Source organism: Paenibacillus sp. LS1 (assembly GCF_026013365.1).
Taxonomy (GTDB): domain Bacteria; phylum Bacillota; class Bacilli; order Paenibacillales; family Paenibacillaceae; genus Paenibacillus.
The window spans coordinates 101841-120604 of the sequence record NZ_JAPDOE010000009.1; the positions used below are offsets into that span (position 1 = coordinate 101841).

The window sequence follows — 18764 nt, forward strand, 5'->3', positions numbered from 1 at the left end:
AGAATAGGAGAAGTTCGCATGAAGCAATATTTAAGGCAAATCCACCCCTTGGCATGGACCATCATTATTGGAACCATGTTTGGACGTCTTGTGACGTCGATGAGTATCCCGTTTCTATCCATCTATCTGACACGTGTACTGGAAGCGACCCCAACACAGACCGGTATTACTGTTGCGGTCAGCTCGTTGGCAGGTGTGATGGTCAGTTTTTATGGAGGTTATATCTCGGACCGGATCGGTCGCAAAATCGTGATGTTAGTCTCGGTCTTTAGCTGGGCAGGTGTGTTCTTCATTTTTTCGGCAGCAGAGCATCTATGGGTGTTCTTTGTGGCCAATACGTTAAACGGATTATGCCGCGCAGTATTTGAGCCCACCTCCAGAGCGCTGTTATCGGATATTACTTCACCGCAGAACAAATTGCTGGTGTTCAACCTCAGATATGCTGCAATTAATCTTGGTGTGGTTTTTGGGCCAATTATCGGCTTTCAGCTGGGATCATCAGAATCGACGTTTCCGTTTGTGATTTCCGGCTTGGTATACATAGCCTATGGACTTGTATTATTTCTGCAATTCAAGCTACAGCATGCCAATCTGCCAGAGCGTCATCATGCAACAGCTCCACGTTTGCGTGAAGCACTCATGACCACTGGCCGTGACAGGGTATTTCTGCCGGTATTGATTGGTACCACATTTTGTGTGCTGGGTTACGGACACTTTAGTTCTACGTTGGCACAGTACTTGGCGAGGAGTCCGATCTTTGAAAATGGAAGCCAGATGTTCTCGTATATGCTCTCTTTGAACGCCATAACGGTGCTTATTATTCAATATCCACTGGTACGAACCTTCCGAAACTTTCCACCACTGGTTCCTCTGATTGTGGGTAACCTACTGGTCGCAACCAGTCTGATGATGGTCGGAATCGCTGAAGGCGTACTCATGATGATGATGAGTGTCATACTATTTACCATTGGGGAAGTGCTGTTGTTCACGATGATGGATATGCTCATTGACCGGATTGCGAAGCCGGAATGGAAAGGAACGTATTTCGGGACCATCGGCTTCAATAATATCGGTAGTGTCATCGCTCCTGTAATGGGTGGTTTACTGTTAAGTCAATTTGGAGCAGAGAATGGACTCGCCGTCTTTGTACCGATTGCGCTGACGACTGCACTGGGAGTACCTTTTCTTCTGATCGCACATAGACGTCTTGTTGTTAGAGAGAAGCAAACAGAGCACACATCCATGAGTATGTAGCGGGAAAAGAAAAGATTAATGACATGAATTAAATAACAATTCAGTTAAAATTATCTTGACGGATGTTAATCCAACGAATACAATAAACAACAAATATGTGAAACGGGTGGGATGATGATTATGTTTATGCCTATACAGATTTCGAATCGATAACTGAATACGCATGAACATAGTGACATTAATCCAATTTTTTGCAATGATCGCGTTGGGACAGTCATGTTTGTGCACCCCTGTCGTGGACGCTCATCATTATTGCGATGCGGAGGAAATGCGGGAAATGCTTTGCATTTCATCCGGTCTCTTTTGCTTATAAGCTGTAGATGAACATTAGTTCATCTATGGCTTTTTTGCATGCATTCCACCAATCCGTTCACATGGAAAGGAGCATCTGAAGCGTTATTTTAGTAAAAAACTAACCTGTTAAGAAGGAGAATGTACAATGGTCAACTTACGTTTTGCATATCAAGTATGGGCGGGAAATCCCGACTTTAATGTCATTATGTATGACTCATCCTAGTGGCGATAACAGCGATCGAGAGGTTATTCGGTCATCGTAGTCGCAGTGCAATGTTCTTTAGTTCATTTTATATAAATAAACCGATAAAGAGGTGGGACCTGTGCCCAAAACAGAGAAACGCTCCATGTCATGGCTGCTGCGCTATCTGAAACCCGTTAAAGGACGGCTGGCCGTGCTTTTGATCATGTTGCTGACATCAACGGGACTTCAGCTTTTGAATCCTCAAATTATCAAACGATTTATCGATACAGCAGCGAGTGGGGGAGTGCTTACCAATCTCATTCAGCTCGCAGGAATATTCCTGGTTGTAGCCGTGTTTAATCAACTCATCACAGTAGCGGTCAGTTATCTTGGGAATGATGTGGCCTGGCGGGCCACGAATCAGCTGCGCGGAGATCTGCTGAAGCACTGTCTGCGTCTCGATATGCGTTTTCATAATGTGAAGACACCTGGAGAGATGATTGAACGTGTGGATGGTGACGTAACGAGCATCTCCAATTTTTTCGCGATGTTCATTGTGCAAGTGATCGGGAGTTTTGTACTGCTGGCCGGAATCCTCGGGTTCATGTTCAGCGTCAACGTACCTATTGCTTTGGTCATGACCGTGTTCACCTTGTTATCGATCCTGTTCATGGTGTTTATACGGAATCTGGGAGTCGACTCTTCCAAAAATGAGCGGGCGGCAAGTGCTTCCCTGTTCGGATTAATTGAAGAACGCATTGCCGGGATTGAAGATGTGCAAGCGAATGGTCATGTGCCTTATGTGATGAACCGGTTTTACCGCACGATGCGCACGGTATTCCGTAAGGGGAGAAAAGCTTGGCTGCTACGGGTTATTCCGTGGAATACGACGGTAGTTCTGTTCGCTCTGGCGGTCACTGCGGTGCTTTTGCTAGGTGTACATTACTATATGGAAGGTCTAATTAGTATCGGAACATTATTTCTAATCTACCAATATACGCAGATGCTGAATGATCCGATTGAGATGCTGGGAGATCAGGTGCAAGAGTTCCAAAAAGCAAAATCCGGCATGTTGCGCTCCAGAGAGCTGTTGTCCATGCAGAGTGAGATTGAAGAGGGCGCAGAGGAGCAATTGCCTGAAGGACCACTTGGTCTGGAGTTCAGTCAGGTTCACTTCAGTTATAACCAGGATAAACCCGTATTACAGGACATTAATTTTGCAATTAAGCCTGGTGAACGTCTGGGAATTATCGGTCGCACAGGCAGCGGCAAATCGAGTCTTAGTCGTGTGCTTCTCCGGCTTTACAATCTGGATCGGGGCACGATCCGTGTAGGTGGAACGGATATCACAAAGCTTTCATTACAAGCGCTCTATCGCCGGGTGGGAATGGTGACACAGGATGTGCAGTTGTTTGATGGCACGCTGCGTGACAATCTGACCCTGTTCAATGGGAATGTATCGGATCAGATGATCAAGGAGACGACGGATCGCCTTGGACTTAGCCAATGGATTAATTCACAACCAGAAGGACTTGATACGTATCTGGCTGCAGGTGGATCTTCATTGTCGGCAGGGGAAGCACAGTTATTTGCCTTAACCCGCGTATTCCTGACCGAACCGAGTCTGGTTATTCTGGATGAGCCGTCGTCACGTCTGGATGCTGCGACCGAAGGTATGCTTCAATCTGCAATTGACCAGTTAATGAAACGATCCACCGGAGTCATCATTGCTCACCGACTGGCTACACTGGAGAAAGTGGACCGGATTATGGTGCTCGGTGATGGGAAGGTACTGGAATTTGGAGCGAGAGAAGAACTTGCCAGTAACCCGGCATCTCACTATGCCAGACTGCTCATTACAGGCCGAGAGGAGGAATTGGCATGACTGTAGCAGGATTTATAGGCCGTTTGTTTCGATTCAGGCCTTTGTTATTTATAATCAACGGATTGTTATGGTGTATATTTCACTCCTTACCGCTAGCCATTGGTATTGGAATGCAATGGTTTTTTGATCGGACGACAGCGGGGTCCAATGACTACATGTGGCTTGCTGTGCCGCTCATCTTTATTGCTTTGGTCCGTATGGCACGGGTGGGTACATTTTTTGTAGCCTTCTATGCATGGGTTACGTATCTGTATCATGTTCAGGCAATTTTGCGAACCAACATGCTCGCAGCGATCATGCGCTGGCCGGGACGTAATCTTCCAGCTTCACCAGGGGAAGCGATGAGTCGCTTTCGGGATGATGTGGATGAAGTCGTTGAGTATGTGGAATCATGGGTGGACTTCTGGGGCCGGCTCGTATTCGCCGTCGTGTCTATCGCCATTATGGCGAACATTAATTGGCAGATCACATTGGTTGCCGTCCTGCCATTGGTGGTCGTGACCTTGCTCAACAATCTGTCCGGGAATCGGGCTCGAAAATATGCACAGGTTAATCGAGAAGCGACTGGGCGAATCACCAGTTTTATTGCGGAAACGTTTGGAGCTGTGCAAGCCCTGAAACTGGGCCAGGCCGAAGAGAATGTCTCTTCACGTTTTAACCAGTTGAATGAAGATCGTCGCCACGCTGCACTTCGAGACAATCTGTTTAAGCAGTGGATGAGATCCTTGAACCAGCATGTTCTAAGTATCTGTACCGGATTGATTCTACTGATGTGTGCAGCTGAGATGAAAGCAGGGAACTTTACCGTAGGTGATTTTGCCTTATTCACCAGCTATCTGGCCAATATCGGATTTAGCATTTCACTGTTTGGCTATATGGTGTTTCAGCACAAAAGGCTCAAGGTTTCCTATGATCGTATGCGTAAGCTATTCCGTCCAGGGGAAGAAGACCAGATCATGGATTCGAGAGAAATCTACCTGTATGAAGATCCGCCGGAGCTTGTAAGTGAAGAGAGAGATCCTAAGGAGAAATTGCAATCCCTTGAGGTGAAAAATCTGACTTATCAATATCCGAATTCTGCAAATGGTATAGAAGAGATCAGTTTCCGTCTGAAGCGCGGACAATTTTTGGTCATTACGGGACGGATCGGATCAGGTAAATCAACGCTCGTGCGAACACTTCTTGGACTGTTACCCAAGCAAAAAGGGGACATTCACTGGAATGGAGAAGCTGTTGATCCAGCTACTTTCCTGATGCCGCCTAGAGCCGCGTATACCCCACAAGTGCCCAGATTGTTCAGCGATACGTTGAAAGAAAATATCGTACAGGGCAAGCAGGGGAATATCGAGCAAACACTTGAAAAAGCCATTCGTCTGGCTGTGATGGATAAGGATATCAAACATCTGGATCAAGGGCTTGAGACCCCGGTTGGTCCGAGAGGGGTGATGCTGTCAGGCGGTCAGATTCAGCGTGCAGCCACAGGACGTATGTTAATGACAGAGGCGGACCTGTTTATCTTTGACGATCTGTCCAGTGCACTGGATGTGGAGACAGAACAGCTAGTATGGGAGGGCTTGTTCCAAGAGCCGGATGTAACCTGTATCGCGGTTTCTCACCGTAGGGCAGCACTTTCCAAAGCAGATCATATTATCGTGATGAAAGATGGACGCATTGAAGCTGAGGGAAGTTTAGCCGAATTGCTTGCCACCAATGAAGAGATGCAGCTGCTGTGGCAAGGGGAGCAAACTCCCGCCAAAGTTGGTTAGCTATAAAAAGTTAGAAACGATAATAAAAAAATCAAAAAAGCCTTACAGACAACTCTTCAAAAGAGGATAATCTGTAAGGCTTTTATCGTTATAACGAGTGAAACGATGGAATATTTTTATCTCATCATCTGAGCAATCAAGGAATACGCAATGATAACCAAGAAGATAATAGTGATATGGTTAATGGAGAAGATGAACATCCGTTTGGACCATTTCTCTGTTTCTTTCTTATCAAAGGTAGCCACACTAAGAATGAGCCAGGCCAAGCTAACCAGAAATGCCACAATAGCGACAAATGGACTCATCGGCCAGAATAAAAAGCTGGAGATCAGTAACAGTACCAGATACACATTCGTCTGAATGTATGTCCGTCTGATGCCTTTAACGACAGGCAGCATAGGAACGCCAGCGGCCTTGTATTCGTCAAAACGACGAATCGCAATCCCGTAGAAGTGAGGCATTTGCCATAAGAGCATCGTAACAACCAATGCCCAGATCTCGAAATGACCCAGTTCCGGTGAAATGGCTGCCCAACCGATGAGCGGAGGCACAGCACCCGAAAGACTTCCCACTTCCGTGTTGTAGATCGTTGTACGTTTGGTCCACATCGTGTAAGGGAACACGTAAAGCAACAGACCCAAAATACCAAATACAGCAGCAGATGGAGAAGCAATGTACAGCATGATGCCACCGATGACGGTGATTGCAATACCGAGAATTAGACCCGACTTGGTATCTACGCGTCCCGTAACTGTAGGACGTTTTTTCGTACGTTCCATGATCGCATCAATATCACGATCATACAGATTGTTAAACACCCCTGCAGCTCCGATAATGAGAGAAGACCCAATAAAGGAAAGGATGATCGGTACAATATTAGCTAAGATTGAAGCATCAAATACATATAAAGCCAAACTTAAACCCGCAAACATGGCGATCAGGTTGGACTTGATGATTCCGATTTTGATCGTATCGAAGAATACTTTCGGAATCGAGCTATACTCCAGGCTGATATTGGTCTGTGAACCATTATTCAATGTTTTCAAGAACTCACTTCCTATATCTATACTTGTATATTATGTCGCTATTATACCATTCAATACACTATGTGATTTAATTAACGTTTTAGTATTTAAAATAATGTCATTTGATTGTGAACAATTTAAAAACAAGGTGCTTTTTAATTGTTAAATAATTATTTCTGTGTTACAGGAGGGTATTTCTACGATATCCCGGCTGGGTTGAAAAAGACCGATGAAGATATGTCTTGCAAAATGCTTAAGTATTGTTTATTGTAGATATAAGATATCTTTAATGGTCTTGTTTGGATATGTTCTTGTAAATCTCCGATATTACTTTTCTTAAGAGAAAGCGGAGGTTATTTTTAAAGATAAATTAGAGATATTAAATGTCTTGAAAGGGTGAATAATATGAGTAATATGAATCAACTCTTGGATGTACTTATTATTGGTGGAGGACCCGCGGGGCTTAATGCAGCACTTGTGCTTGGCAGGGCTCGTAAGAATGTCATGGTCATAGACGATGAGACACCTCGAAACTGGGTCACAAGGGAGACTCATGGGTTCGTGACAAGAGATGGGGCCAGTCCTCGTGAATTCCGCAAGGCAGCCAAAGAACAGATTGCAGCGTACCCTTCAGTTCAATTTGTATCCGATACAGCGAGCACTGTGACAGGAACAGATGGTGATTTTCAAGTTACAACTGTACAGGGAGGCACGTATCAAGCTAAGAAAATTCTTTTTGCAGTAGGAAAAAAAGACCTTCCGCTGGATATTAAAGGTTTGACAGAAGTATACGGCAAAAGTGCGTTTGTGTGTCCATATTGCGATGGTTGGGAGTTAAGAGATCAAGAATTAGTTATTATTGTTAATGGAGCCAAGGCATTTCACATGGCCATAACCATATCCGGCTGGACGAGCCGATTCACGATCTGCACGAATGGGCCAGATGAATTAACGGACGAGCAGCGAGAAGAATTACAGCAGCATGGTGTTCGAGTACTGGATTCACCAATTCGATCCATTGAATCCAGCGAGGGAATGGTACAGCATGTATTACTGGAGGACGATACCCAAATTTCGTGCACCGGGATCTTCTTTGGGCCTAAACTGGCTACCGGCTCAGAACTACCCAAGGTGATCGGCTGCGAAATTACGGATGCAGGAACAGTTGTCGTTGACGAGTATGGCAAAACGACCGTTTCGGGTGTATTCAGCGCCGGAGATGCGGCATCAGAAATGTATCAAGCCATTACCGCTGCTTCTCTTGGAGCATTAAGCGCTGTAAGTATCAATAGTGAGTTAAATATGGAAGCATGGAATAAGCGAAGTAAATATTAAATGAAATTATAAAGAGCTACTGGCTCATGGAGTAGGGGATTGCATATGCAATCCTCTATTTGTTGTTGTTCAACTTAAACGTGGAATAGTTCAAATGAAAGTAATTCAGGCAGAAGAAAATTTGATTTTATATTAATTTTGGTTTATTTTATTATCAAATGATACATATTACTATCATTATTATTTATATTATCATCAAAGGAGAGATCACTTATGAATGAAAGCAGAGTAGTCATCAAATGGCTAACGAATACCTTGCTCCACGGCGTACAGATAAGAGGTGATCATCATGAGTGATGCAACATACATTCCACAGCCCAAAATGTATGGGCCACTTGGCAATCTGCCCTTAATTGATAAAGATAAACCCACGCTGTCGTTAGGCGTTCTGGCTGAACAGCATGGACCGATATATCGACTTACCGTTCCCGGTTATTCCGGTTTAATCGTATCTGGACCAGATCTTGTCGCGGAGTTATGCGATGTGTCCCGTTTTGACAAGTTTGTATACAATGAACTCGAAAACGTACGTGCCTTTGGAGGGGATGGTTTATTTACAAGCAGAACATCGGAGCCCAACTGGAAAAAGGCTCATAACATTCTGCTTCCCACCTTCAGCAAGCAGGCCATGAAAGGTTATCATCCCATGATGGTCGATATTGCGGAACAGCTGATCAATAAGTGGGCACGCCTCAATTCCAACGATACGATTGATGTTGCGGACGATATGACACGCCTTACGTTGGATACCATTGGACTATGTGGATTCAATTATCGATTTAACAGTTTTTACAGACAGGATCACAGTCCTTTTATTGAAAGCATGGTTCGGGCATTAAATGAAGCGATGCAAAAGAGCTCGCGTTTGAAAATTCAAAATCTGCTTATGGTCAAAACCAAACGACAGTTCCAGGAGGATATACAGACGATGTTCTCTCTGGTAGATCAGATTATAGAGGAACGTAAAGCGAGTTCAGCACCCGAAGAGGTCGACTTGCTCGCACGTATGTTAAATGGCAAAGATCCGGAGACTGGCGAAATGCTGGATGATGAGAATATTCGTTATCAGATTATTACATTTCTCATTGCCGGACATGAAACAACGAGTGGTTTATTATCCTTTGCCCTATATTTTTTACTGAAAAATCCGGAATCGCTCCAAAAGGCGTATGAAGAGGTTGATCAGATTTTGGTCAGTGACTCACCACAGTACGAGGAAATTCTTCAGCTTCCCTATATTCGCATGATTCTCAGTGAATCGCTCCGTCTATGGCCAACAGCCCCGGGATTTGACGTATATGCCAAAGAAGATACCGTCATAGGTGGCAAATACCCTTTGAAGAAAGGGGAAAGTTGCAGTATTCTTTTGCCCCAGCTTCACCGTGACAGAGAGGCATGGGGAGAGGATGCGGAGCTTTTCCGTCCGGAGCGATTTGAGGATACGACGAAAGTGCCTCATCATGCGTATAAACCTTTTGGTAATGGGGAGAGAGCATGTATCGGAATGCAGTTTGCTTTATATGAAGCAACACTTGTGCTTGGCATGGTCCTCAAACATTTTGAACTGATCGATTATAGCAATTATGAGTTGGATGTTAAACAGACGCTAACGTTGAAGCCGGGTGACTTCCGAATTCAGGTGAAAGCACGCACGACTTCGCAAACGATGAATAAGGCTGCTGTATATGCAGAAGAAAAACCTGCTCCTGTAGTTCATAAAAATGTAGCAAGTGACAGCCAGACGAGAGAAATGCTGACCGTTGAAGCAGACGGTAACCCATCGGTCCTGGTGTTATATGGTTCCAATCTGGGAACGGCAGAAGGCATTGCCAGAGAGCTTGCGGAGAAAGGCCGTTCTTATGGAATCCCAAGTGAAGCAGCCACTCTGAATGAGTGGAAGGGCCGATTACCTCAACAAGGTGTCGTTCTCATCGTTACTGCTTCGTATAACGGTAAACCACCGCAAAATGCTACGGCATTTGTAGACTGGTTGAGGGGAGCGGAGTCAGAGGAAGCACAGGGGGTGAACTATGCCGTTCTGGGCTGTGGAGATCGGAGCTGGTCCGGGACGTACCAGAGCATTCCGCGATTGATGGATGAGAAGCTTGAAATATTGGGAGGTAAAAGAATGTTATCCCGCGGTGAAGCCGATGCCGGAGGTGATATGGAGAAACAAGTTGAAGCTTGGCAACATATGTTGTGGCCTCAGGTGTTGAATGCTTTGGGGATTAACGCTGAAATGGTGGAGTCCTCCCTACCAAGCACTAGCAGGCTTCAAATGGAGGTTGTCCGTGAGAAATCGGATATGCCGCTTGCACGAACTTATGATGCCAGCTATGCTACGGTTGTGGTGAATAAAGAACTTCAGGCGCTGGGAAGTGGGAGAAGCACACGTCACATCGAGGTGTTACTGCCTGAAGGCATGAGTTATCGAGAAGGCGATCATCTCGGCGTGTTGCCTAGCAATCAGAAGCAGAATGTGGATCGGATACTCCGTCGGTTCGGACTAAGTGGGGATATTCAAATTCAATTAACTTCGGACGTCAGCCACCTTACACACCTTCCACTGAACCGTCCCGTCGAGCTATACGAGTTGCTCACTCACTGTGTGGAATTGCAGACGCCTGTTACCAGAATACAGTTGCAGGAGTTAGCTAATCATACGGTATGCCCACCTCATAAGCGGGAACTGGAAGGCATGTTGGACGAAAATAGCTACAGGGATTATATTCTTGCGAATAGAGTCACCATGCTGGAACTGCTGGAAAAGTATGAGGCGTGTGAGCTGCCTTTCGAAAGGTTCCTTGAACTATTGCCACCGCTCAAGCCCAGATATTATTCAATATCCAGCTCGCCAAGCCTCAATTCAGAGCAAGCGAGCATAACTGTATCGGTAGTAAGAGAGCCTGCATGGAATGGTAAAGGCGAATATCTGGGAGTTGCTTCATCGTACCTCGCTGGTTGTCAATCCGGAGAACGTATTCTGATGTTTGTACGCACACCTGAATCCGAATTTCATCTGTCGGAAGAGGCTGACGTTCCGATGATCATGGTGGGACCGGGGACGGGAGTTGCACCTTTCAGAGGTTTCCTTCAGGCGAGAGCTGTCATGAAACAGAGAGGTTTGTCTCTGAGTGAGGCGCATTTGTTCTTTGGGTGCAGGAATGATTCAGATTTCATATATCGTCAAGAGCTTGAACAATACGAGCAAGAAGGGATCGTTAAGCTTCACACTGCTTTTTCTCGTGCGGAGGGCAAGCCCAAAACGTATGTACAGCATTTAATGAAGGAGGATTCCGAGCAGTTGCTTCACATGCTGATGAACAAAGGAAAACTCTACGTATGCGGGGATGGAAGCCAGATGGCTCCTGCGGTGGAAGAGACTCTGCGGCAAGCATATCAGGAGGCGCAGGGAGCAACGGTGCAGCAAGCGAAAGACTGGCTTATCCAGCTTCAGGCCGAAGGACGCTACATGCAAGACGTGTGGGCAGGTAATAAACGAACAAGTGAATCAGTTAAGGCCGTGCATGAGGAGGTACATTAAGACGGATTCGACTCCATTATGTGCTTTCACAGTCCTTGATCTAATTATTTTAACAAACAGCCGCTTAATCTGGAGCTTTGCATCCAAATTAGCGGCTGTTTTGATCGGTTGATACATCTTATAAAGTGCATTAAGGATTACAGATTATAGCTCATAGAGTTGCTCGTATTTACTAGTCAAATATCGGATCAATGGAGCGGTGTTAATTCCTTTCCCAGTGATAGACTGGATTAGCTCGTTCGCCGATCGTGATTTACCAAATTGATGAACATGAGTTGTTAGCCATTCGGTAATGGTCTCGATATTGTCTGATTCAATCAAATGATCATAATCGGGGAGATCGCGGCGAATGGCTTCGTGCAATTGTGCTGCATACACAAAACCGAGCGTATAGGAAGGGAATAAGCCAAAGCCTGCTGTCCAATGTCCATCCTGTAAAATCCCATCCAGATGAGTAGGGGGACGAATCCCCAGATATTCCTCATATTTATCATTCCACGCGTCAGGTAACCCATCATAATCTACTTCTCCAGCGATAATGGCCTGTTCCAGCTCATACCGAATAATGAGATGTAGGTTGTAGGTAAGCTCATCGGCTTCAAAGCGGTTAAACGTAGGTTTTACGGCATTTAATGCAAAATAAAAATCATCCAGATTCACGTTGCCAAACGTTTCAGGTTTGATTTTTTGCAAGCTGAGATAGTTATTTTCCCAGAATCCTTTATGCCTGCCAATGAATTTCTCATAGAAGATCGATTGTGATTCATGAATGCCATATGAAGTGAAGATACCCAGTCCGGTATGAATCAAATCGGGATTAATATTCTGCGTATAGAGCGAGTGTCCTCCTTCATGCAGTGCACTCCACAGGGAAACACGAACGTCATTCTCTACAAACTTGGCTGCGAGCCTTGCATCGTATGGATTAATAGCAGAACTGAATGGATGGACGGTTGCACCGAATTGCCCGGCATCAAAATCGTACCGAATAGCATCTAACAGTTCAATGCCAAGCTGTCGTTGCTCTGCTAGCGGGAAAGGACGAGTGAATATGGATGTATCCGGTTGCTTGGAGGAAGCCGCGACACGGCGGATCAGAGGTAACAGGGCGGATTTCAGTTCACTGAAAATGCGGTTTAATGTGACGGTATCCAGGTCGGGGTCGAATTGCTGCACGAGTGGATCGTATGCATGCTGCTCGTACCCCCAATAACCGGCAAACTTCAGGCTTGCATCGAAGATCTGCTTCAAATGCGGGGCGAAAATGGAGAAGTCATTGGCGGCTCTGGCTTCGAGCCATGCAGCGTTAGCAAGACCTTGTTGGTGTACAAACGCCTGATATTCTTCTCTGGGAATCGCGCTCCAGCGTTGATATGTTTTCAGATGCTCCGCAACAATTCTACCGGTCAGTTCATCAACGTTCGCATTCCGTGCTTCTTCCTCCAGTCTCAAACCAAAATCCGGTTCCGTCTGTAAACGAAATAGCTCTCCGGCTAAGGTCGCTTTGGCACGTGCAGCGTATGAAGCGCCTTTTTTGGGTGCTCCTGTGCGGGCATCCCAGGCGAGCAGGGTTTGAACCTGCTTATAATGTTCTATTTTTTCGATGTGCTGATTAAGCGCAGGGTCCAAACGTTCGAGTGTGGTCATGAATGATGACTCCTTCCAGATAAAGGATGAAATTTAAGTTGAATATTACCATCGGAATACTTGGATGTATATAGTTTCACGCTTTTTTCATAGTTTACAAAAAATGAATTAACACATTAATAATGCTTATTTTACAAAAACACGCCTTTCCCTTAGCCTGAAAATACCAATTTTCACTAATCCGACATGAACACTTGTATATCATTCAGGATCGTGAAATCGGATTTACCATTATGCATGAGAGCGAGAGGGGTTACATGATGAGAAATCGAACCAAACCTGCATTAATTATGATTCTGGCATTCCTGCTTCTGGCAGGTTGCGCATCGGGTGGACAAGATGAGAACACGCAAGCTTCATCATCATCAGGGGACAATCAATCCCAACAAACGGGTGCTGAAGTCAAGACCGGCGGGACATTGAACGTTGGTTATCCAACACAACCGGTCACGCTGGATGCACACGTTTCTTCCAATACAGCGGTCAAGGATATTTCACGTGAGATCTATGAGCAACTGGTGACGTTGGATAAAGACGCACAGGTCATTCCACTACTGGCTGAATCTTATGAGATCAGTGAAGACCAATTATCGTATACATTCCATCTGCGCCAAGGTGTGAAGTTTCATAATGGCAAGGAGCTACAGGCAGAGGATGTAGTAGCTTCCCTGAATCGCTGGATCAAGCTGTCCAGTCATGGTAAAGCGAATTTTGTAGGTGCAGAGGCGAAAGAAACTGATCCATCTACCGTGGTCCTGCAATTAAAGACACCATTTCTGTTAACTCTTCAACTCCTTGCTGATCCGATTCCGGCAGCAGCCATTTATCCGAAGGAAGTCGTGGATGAGGCAGATGACAAAGGCATCAAATCCTACATCGGAACAGGTCCGTTTCAGTTGGAGGAGTGGAAACAGGATCAATATATTCATTTGAAAAAATATGAGGATTACTCTGCCCGTTCCGAGCCAAGTAATGGAGCGGGCGGCAAAAAGGAAGCGCTGGTTGATGATTTGTACTTCCGCTTTGTCACAGACGAGTCGACCAGATTGGCCGGAATTACGTCTGGGGAATATGACATTGCCTTAAATATCTCTGTGGATAATGAACAGCAAATTGCGGGCAACCCGGAGCTGCAAACGTTCCTCAGTCCAGGAGGAATGATTGGCTACTTCTACAACAGCAATGACGGCCTGTTCAAGAACGTCAAGCTTCGTCAGGCGGTTAATGCCATCCAGAATGCGGATGACATTCTGACGTCTGCATTCCGTGATCCGCAATTTTATGTGAAGACGTCCTCGCTGGTCCTTCCGGAATATCCGAACTGGTACTCGGAAGCGGGCAAGGAAGCTTACAGCCAGGCCAATGCGGATAAAGCAAAGCAATTGCTTCAGGAAGCCGGTTATAACGGCGAAGAGATCAAAATTTTCACGACGAGAGATTATGTGGACCAATATAACGTAGCCGTTGTTTTGCAGCAGGAGTTGGAGTCGATTGGGATCAAGGTCAAGCTGGATGTCTATGACTGGCCAACGTTGCAGGAGAAGCTCGGGACAGGTACAGGATGGGATATATACCCAATGAGTTATGCATTCCGGCCTACGTTCTATCAATACTCGTTCTGGGGAGGCGGAGCGGGGCTGTTAAAAAGCGAGAAGCTAAACGAGCTGCTTCAGGGAATTCGCACGTCTGAATCGGTAGAAGCCGCAAGGCCGCTGATCGATGAATTGCAGCAATTTGTATGGACCGAAGTTCCATTCTCTCAGATCGGACATACGAAGCAGGTTACAGCGCTATCGAAAAACATCAGTGGATTCCAAAATATTTTGGGTCCTATATTCTGGAATACAACCAACAACAAGTAGCTGAAACAAAGGGCAACGGGTGAAAAGGCGTAGCATCGCTTTTACAGGAATACGCCTTTCCGTGTGCCAACACGAGAGTGAGGTGCCCTCTTATGGGTGGATATATCGTTCGGCGGTTATTATCCTTGATTCCGGTTTTGTTCGTCGTCGCCATCGTTGTGTTCTCCATCATTCATGTCACACCGGGTGATCCGGCTGCCATTCTGCTGGGTGAAGAGGCGACAAAGGCCGACATTGATGAGTTAAGAAGCAAATTGGGGCTGGACAGACCCATCTATGAGCAATTTGGCATTTGGATGCTGGGGTTGTTATCAGGGAATCTGGGGGAGTCCATCTTTCTGGACAAGCCTGTGACAGAGGCATTTTTTGAACGGCTGGCGCCCACATTATCCCTCGCCATCATTGCACAGGTGATCGGTGTTTTTCTTGCCTTGTTCCTTGGCATTACAGCGGTCAAGCGAAGAGGCACGATCGTGGATCAATCGGTGATGGGATTCTCCATGCTTGGTATATCAATTCCGAGTTTTCTGCTGGGATCACTGTTAGTCATGTTCTTTAGTGTAAAGCTGCGCTGGCTACCAGTTGCAGGATATCAGCCGATTAGCGAGGGACTGTGGCAGCATATCAAATACTTGCTGTTACCAGGCATCGTGCTCGGCATCATTCAGGCAGCGCTCATTACCCGAATGACAAGATCGTCCATTCTCGATGTGATGTCCGGCAATTTTATCAAGACCGCGAAAGCCAAGGGAGTCAAAGAAAAAACGATTGTGTATACGCATGCGTTACGTGTTGCGTTTATCCCGATTCTAACGGTGATTGGGGAATCATTCGGTGGGCTGGTTACAGGCGCTGCGGTCATTGAAACGTTATTCAATATTCCGGGCGTTGGGCAACTTATCGTGAACTCGATTAGTCGAAGAGATTATTCGGTTATTCAGGGTTCGGTGCTGCTGGTTACGGTGGCTTATGTGTTCGTGAATCTGATTGTTGACTTGTTGTACGGTTTGGTCGATCCACGGGTTCGATTAAGCAAGAAATAAACGGGAGGTGGACACCACGTGATAACCAATCCGGGAACGACCATCGCTCCGTCAGGACTTCACAAGAAGGGAAAGAATAGACGTATCGCATTCAGGCGTTTTATGAATAATCCCTTGTTAACTACAGGGGCGGGAATTTTGTTGGTTGTTGTTCTGCTGGTCATCGTTGGGCCCTTAATTACGCCGTACAGCCCGTTACAGATTGATCCGGTGAATCGCCTCAAAGGTCCGAGCGGGCAGCATGTTTTTGGTACGGATAACTTTGGTCGTGATGTATTCACTCGGGCCGTATATGGTTTGCGTATTTCAGTGGCAGTTGGTTTCGCTGTTACGGCCGTGGCATCTTTAATCGGTATGATTGTGGGACTGTTATCTGCAAGTTACTCGGTGCTGGACCACATATTTATGCGTATCTGTGATGGTTTGTTTGCTTTTCCATCCATTCTGCTCGCTATCTCCATTATGGCTGCACTTGGTCCAAATCCGGGAAATGTCATTATTGCCTTGAGTATTATCTTCATTCCATCCATGGCTCGAATTATTCGTTCCAAAGCGCTGGTGATTCGTGAGCTGACTTATATCGAAGCGTTGCATGCACAGGGAGCCAGCAGCTGGCGGATCATCTGGATTCATATGGCACCCAATACACTGTCCCCGCTTATTATCCAATCCAGTTTTATATTTGCCGTATCGATCCTGACGGAAGCTTCATTAAGTTTCCTGGGTGCGGGTATTCCTTCACCCTCCCCAAGTCTTGGGAATATGCTCTTTGACGGGAAAACGGTAATCTATAACGCTTGGTGGATGACAGTCTTTCCTGGCATTTTCCTGGTACTCGTTGTGTTGGGGCTTAATCTGTTCGGTGATGGTCTAAGAGATCTGCTCGACCCGCATGCTAATAAGGTGAAAAGGGGGAGACGACGTGGGAAAACAACCGCTGCTTGAGGTGAAGGATCTGAAAGTATCCATTTCAACCGAAAAGGGAACGATTCACCCGGTGGAAGGTGTATCCTTCCACGTTCTTGCTGGTGAGACGCTTGGCATCGTAGGCGAGTCCGGTTGTGGAAAAAGCGTAACCGCCGAATCCATCCTCAGATTGTTTGATGAAGACTACGTGGATTACTCCGGTGAAGTCCTCTACGAGGGAACCGATCTTTTAAGCTTATCGAAAAGACAAATGGAAAGCATTCGTGGCAATGAACTGTCGATGATCTTTCAAGACCCCATGTCTTCCCTGAATCCGGTACAGACCATCGGTAAACAAATTGCCGAGAGCTTGAAGCTGCATCAGGGCATGAATGGCAAGCAGGCGCGCCTTGCTGCGGTAGACCTGCTCCGAATGACGGGAATTCCTTCACCGGAAAAGAGAGTAGATGAGCATCCGCATGAAATCTCAGGTGGTATGCGACAACGGGTCATGATTGCCATGGCGTTGGCCTGTAATCCCAAACTGCTGATCGCGGATGAACCAACGACTGCGCTGGACGTAACGATTCAGGCTCAGATTCTGGAACTGATCGAGAGTCTGCAATCGAAGACGGGGCTGGGGGTTATCCTGATCACACATGATCTGGGTGTTGTCGCAGAGACATGTACAAGGGTGGCTGTTATGTATCTGGGCCAAGTCGTGGAGGAGGCCAGTGTGGACGATTTATTTTTCGATCCGAAGCATCCCTATACGTCAGGTTTAATGAAATCCATTCCACGAATAGATGGTGAACAACACAGCAAGCTGCACGTCATTGAGGGAACGGTTCCAGCGCTACATCAGATTCCCGAGGGATGCAGGTTTGCTCCCAGATGCGCTTATGCAGATGAACAGTGCCTGCGAGCAGCACCTCCATTGAAACAGGTGGATGAGAAACATTCGGTACGCTGCTGGTATCCCGGAATAGCAACGATTCAGGAGGAGACACATGAACTCGAAATCATTGGTTGAGTCGAAGCCGCTATTACAGGTAAGCAATCTGAACAAACATTTCCCAGTTCGATCTTCTTTTGGGCGAACCAAAGGACAAGTCAAGGCGGTGAATGGTGTGTCCTTCGACATCCATACCGGGCAAACCTTCGGTTTAGTAGGAGAGTCCGGTTGTGGCAAGAGCACACTTGGTCGATCCATTCTCAGACTTGTCGAACCGACGTCCGGGAAAGCATTTTATGAGGGGACAGACATTCTCGGATTAAACAAAAAAGAATTGCGAAATTACAGGCAACATATGCAGATGGTTTTCCAGGACCCGTATACCTCGCTGGACCCTCGCAAACGTGTGGGATATTCAATTGAAGAACCGCTATTAATCCATAAGAAAGGCAATAAACGGGACAGAATGGAGACAGCCCTGTCATTGCTGCGCAAAGTCGGATTCAGTGAAGAGCATTATGAGCGCTTTCCTCACGAATTTTCCGGCGGTCAACGCCAGCGGTTGGGCATAGCCAAAGCGCTGGCCCTTGGGCCGAAGCTTATTATATGTGATGAACCGGTATCGGCGCTGGATGTATCGATCCAATCCCAGGTCATCAATTTATTGGAAGAGGTTCAGGAGGAGCTGGGAATTTCCTATTTGTTTATTGCCCATGACCTTAGCGTGGTACGTCATATTGCCGATCGCATTGGCGTGATGTATTTGGGCGAAATGGTAGAGCAGGGACCCGCAGAAGCGTTGTTCGCCGATCCACTCCATCCGTATACCAAATCTCTGTTGTCAGCGGTACCCATTCCGAATCCGCGTGTGAAGCGGGAGAGAGTGGTACTAAGCGGGGAGATTCCCTCTCCACTTAATCCTCCCTCGGGCTGTGTTTTTCATACCCGTTGTCCTTATGTGATGGAGACCTGCCGTCAGGTCGTTCCGCAGAAACGCTTCGTCACACCAGAGCGAGAAGTGCAGTGTCATTTATATAACGAATAGTGGTCAATTCAACATGGAA

The 18764-nt window shown here is 46.3% G+C and carries 12 protein-coding genes; 10 read left to right on the forward strand and 2 right to left on the reverse strand.

The window, feature by feature from the left end:
• Nucleotides 1-18: 18 nt before the first annotated feature.
• From OM416_RS24320 to OM416_RS24330, 3 genes are all read left to right on the forward strand, one after another.
• Complete coding sequence (locus OM416_RS24320) at nucleotides 19-1254, forward strand: MDR family MFS transporter (protein ID WP_264933864.1); 1236 nt, start codon at nucleotides 19-21, stop codon at nucleotides 1252-1254.
• 617 nt (nucleotides 1255-1871) lie between these two features.
• Nucleotides 1872-3617, forward strand: a complete 1746-nt coding sequence (locus tag OM416_RS24325) for an ABC transporter ATP-binding protein (protein WP_264933866.1) — start codon at nucleotides 1872-1874, stop codon at nucleotides 3615-3617.
• Nucleotides 3614-5383 carry an ABC transporter ATP-binding protein gene (locus tag OM416_RS24330; RefSeq protein ID WP_264933868.1) on the forward strand — a complete coding sequence of 590 codons (1770 nt, stop codon included), beginning with the start codon at nucleotides 3614-3616 and terminating at the stop codon, nucleotides 5381-5383. The genes OM416_RS24325 and OM416_RS24330 overlap by 4 nt, the downstream gene beginning before the upstream one ends.
• A 116-nt stretch (nucleotides 5384-5499) precedes the next feature.
• Here OM416_RS24330 and cyoE read toward each other — a convergent pair whose 3' ends face one another.
• The gene (gene cyoE, locus OM416_RS24335) at nucleotides 5500-6429 is read right to left on the reverse strand and encodes a heme o synthase (RefSeq protein WP_062834191.1); all 930 of its coding nucleotides are present in this window, start codon (nucleotides 6427-6429) and stop codon (nucleotides 5500-5502) included.
• 393 nt (nucleotides 6430-6822) lie between these two features.
• Between cyoE and OM416_RS24340 the strand changes: the two genes are divergently transcribed.
• Together OM416_RS24340 and OM416_RS24345 are read left to right on the forward strand one after the other, a co-directional pair.
• Nucleotides 6823-7743, forward strand: coding sequence for an NAD(P)/FAD-dependent oxidoreductase (locus tag OM416_RS24340; RefSeq protein ID WP_264934043.1), 921 nt, complete (start codon nucleotides 6823-6825; stop codon nucleotides 7741-7743).
• Between the two features lie 289 nt (nucleotides 7744-8032).
• Nucleotides 8033-11287: a bifunctional cytochrome P450/NADPH--P450 reductase gene (locus tag OM416_RS24345; RefSeq protein ID WP_264933871.1), complete on the forward strand. Its 3255-nt coding sequence runs from the start codon at nucleotides 8033-8035 to the stop codon at nucleotides 11285-11287.
• A 144-nt stretch (nucleotides 11288-11431) separates the two neighbouring features.
• On the opposite strand, the gene OM416_RS24350 is transcribed toward OM416_RS24345, so the two are convergent.
• A complete protein-coding gene (locus OM416_RS24350; protein ID WP_264933873.1) occupies nucleotides 11432-12934 on the reverse strand; it encodes a carboxypeptidase M32 in 1503 nt (500 codons plus the stop codon).
• Nucleotides 12935-13191: 257 nt separating this feature from the next.
• Between OM416_RS24350 and OM416_RS24355 the strand changes: the two genes are divergently transcribed.
• From OM416_RS24355 to OM416_RS24375, 5 genes are all read left to right on the forward strand, one after another.
• Entirely contained in the window at nucleotides 13192-14796 is a 1605-nt protein-coding gene (locus OM416_RS24355; RefSeq protein WP_264933875.1) for an ABC transporter substrate-binding protein, read from the forward strand.
• A gap of 92 nt (nucleotides 14797-14888) precedes the next feature.
• Nucleotides 14889-15839: an ABC transporter permease gene (locus OM416_RS24360; RefSeq protein ID WP_062834196.1), complete on the forward strand. Its 951-nt coding sequence runs from the start codon at nucleotides 14889-14891 to the stop codon at nucleotides 15837-15839.
• Nucleotides 15840-15860: 21 nt separating this feature from the next.
• On the forward strand, nucleotides 15861-16784 hold the full coding sequence (locus tag OM416_RS24365; RefSeq protein WP_264934045.1) for an ABC transporter permease: 924 nt from the start codon (nucleotides 15861-15863) through the stop codon (nucleotides 16782-16784).
• Nucleotides 16762-17778 carry an ABC transporter ATP-binding protein gene (locus OM416_RS24370; protein ID WP_264933877.1) on the forward strand — a complete coding sequence of 339 codons (1017 nt, stop codon included), beginning with the start codon at nucleotides 16762-16764 and terminating at the stop codon, nucleotides 17776-17778. Before OM416_RS24365 ends, OM416_RS24370 begins: the two co-directional genes overlap by 23 nt.
• Entirely contained in the window at nucleotides 17756-18745 is a 990-nt protein-coding gene (locus OM416_RS24375) for an ABC transporter ATP-binding protein (protein ID WP_264933879.1), read from the forward strand. Before OM416_RS24370 ends, OM416_RS24375 begins: the two co-directional genes overlap by 23 nt.
• Nucleotides 18746-18764 lie beyond the last annotated feature (19 nt).

What these genes read in the sequence shown, in the direction of transcription:
- OM416_RS24320 (WP_264933864.1), top strand. Translation starts at nt 19, where the DNA reads ATGAAGCAATATTTAAGGCAAATCCACCCCTTGGCATGGACCATCATT.
- OM416_RS24330 (WP_264933868.1), top strand. Translation starts at nt 3,614, where the DNA reads ATGACTGTAGCAGGATTTATAGGCCGTTTGTTTCGATTCAGGCCTTTG.
- OM416_RS24340 (WP_264934043.1), top strand. Translation starts at nt 6,823, where the DNA reads ATGAATCAACTCTTGGATGTACTTATTATTGGTGGAGGACCCGCGGGG.
- OM416_RS24345 (WP_264933871.1), top strand. Translation starts at nt 8,033, where the DNA reads ATGAGTGATGCAACATACATTCCACAGCCCAAAATGTATGGGCCACTT.
- OM416_RS24350 (WP_264933873.1), bottom strand. Translation starts at nt 12,934, where the DNA reads ATGACCACACTCGAACGTTTGGACCCTGCGCTTAATCAGCACATCGAA.
- OM416_RS24355 (WP_264933875.1), top strand. Translation starts at nt 13,192, where the DNA reads ATGATGAGAAATCGAACCAAACCTGCATTAATTATGATTCTGGCATTC.
- OM416_RS24360 (WP_062834196.1), top strand. Translation starts at nt 14,889, where the DNA reads ATGGGTGGATATATCGTTCGGCGGTTATTATCCTTGATTCCGGTTTTG.
- OM416_RS24375 (WP_264933879.1), top strand. Translation starts at nt 17,756, where the DNA reads ATGAACTCGAAATCATTGGTTGAGTCGAAGCCGCTATTACAGGTAAGC.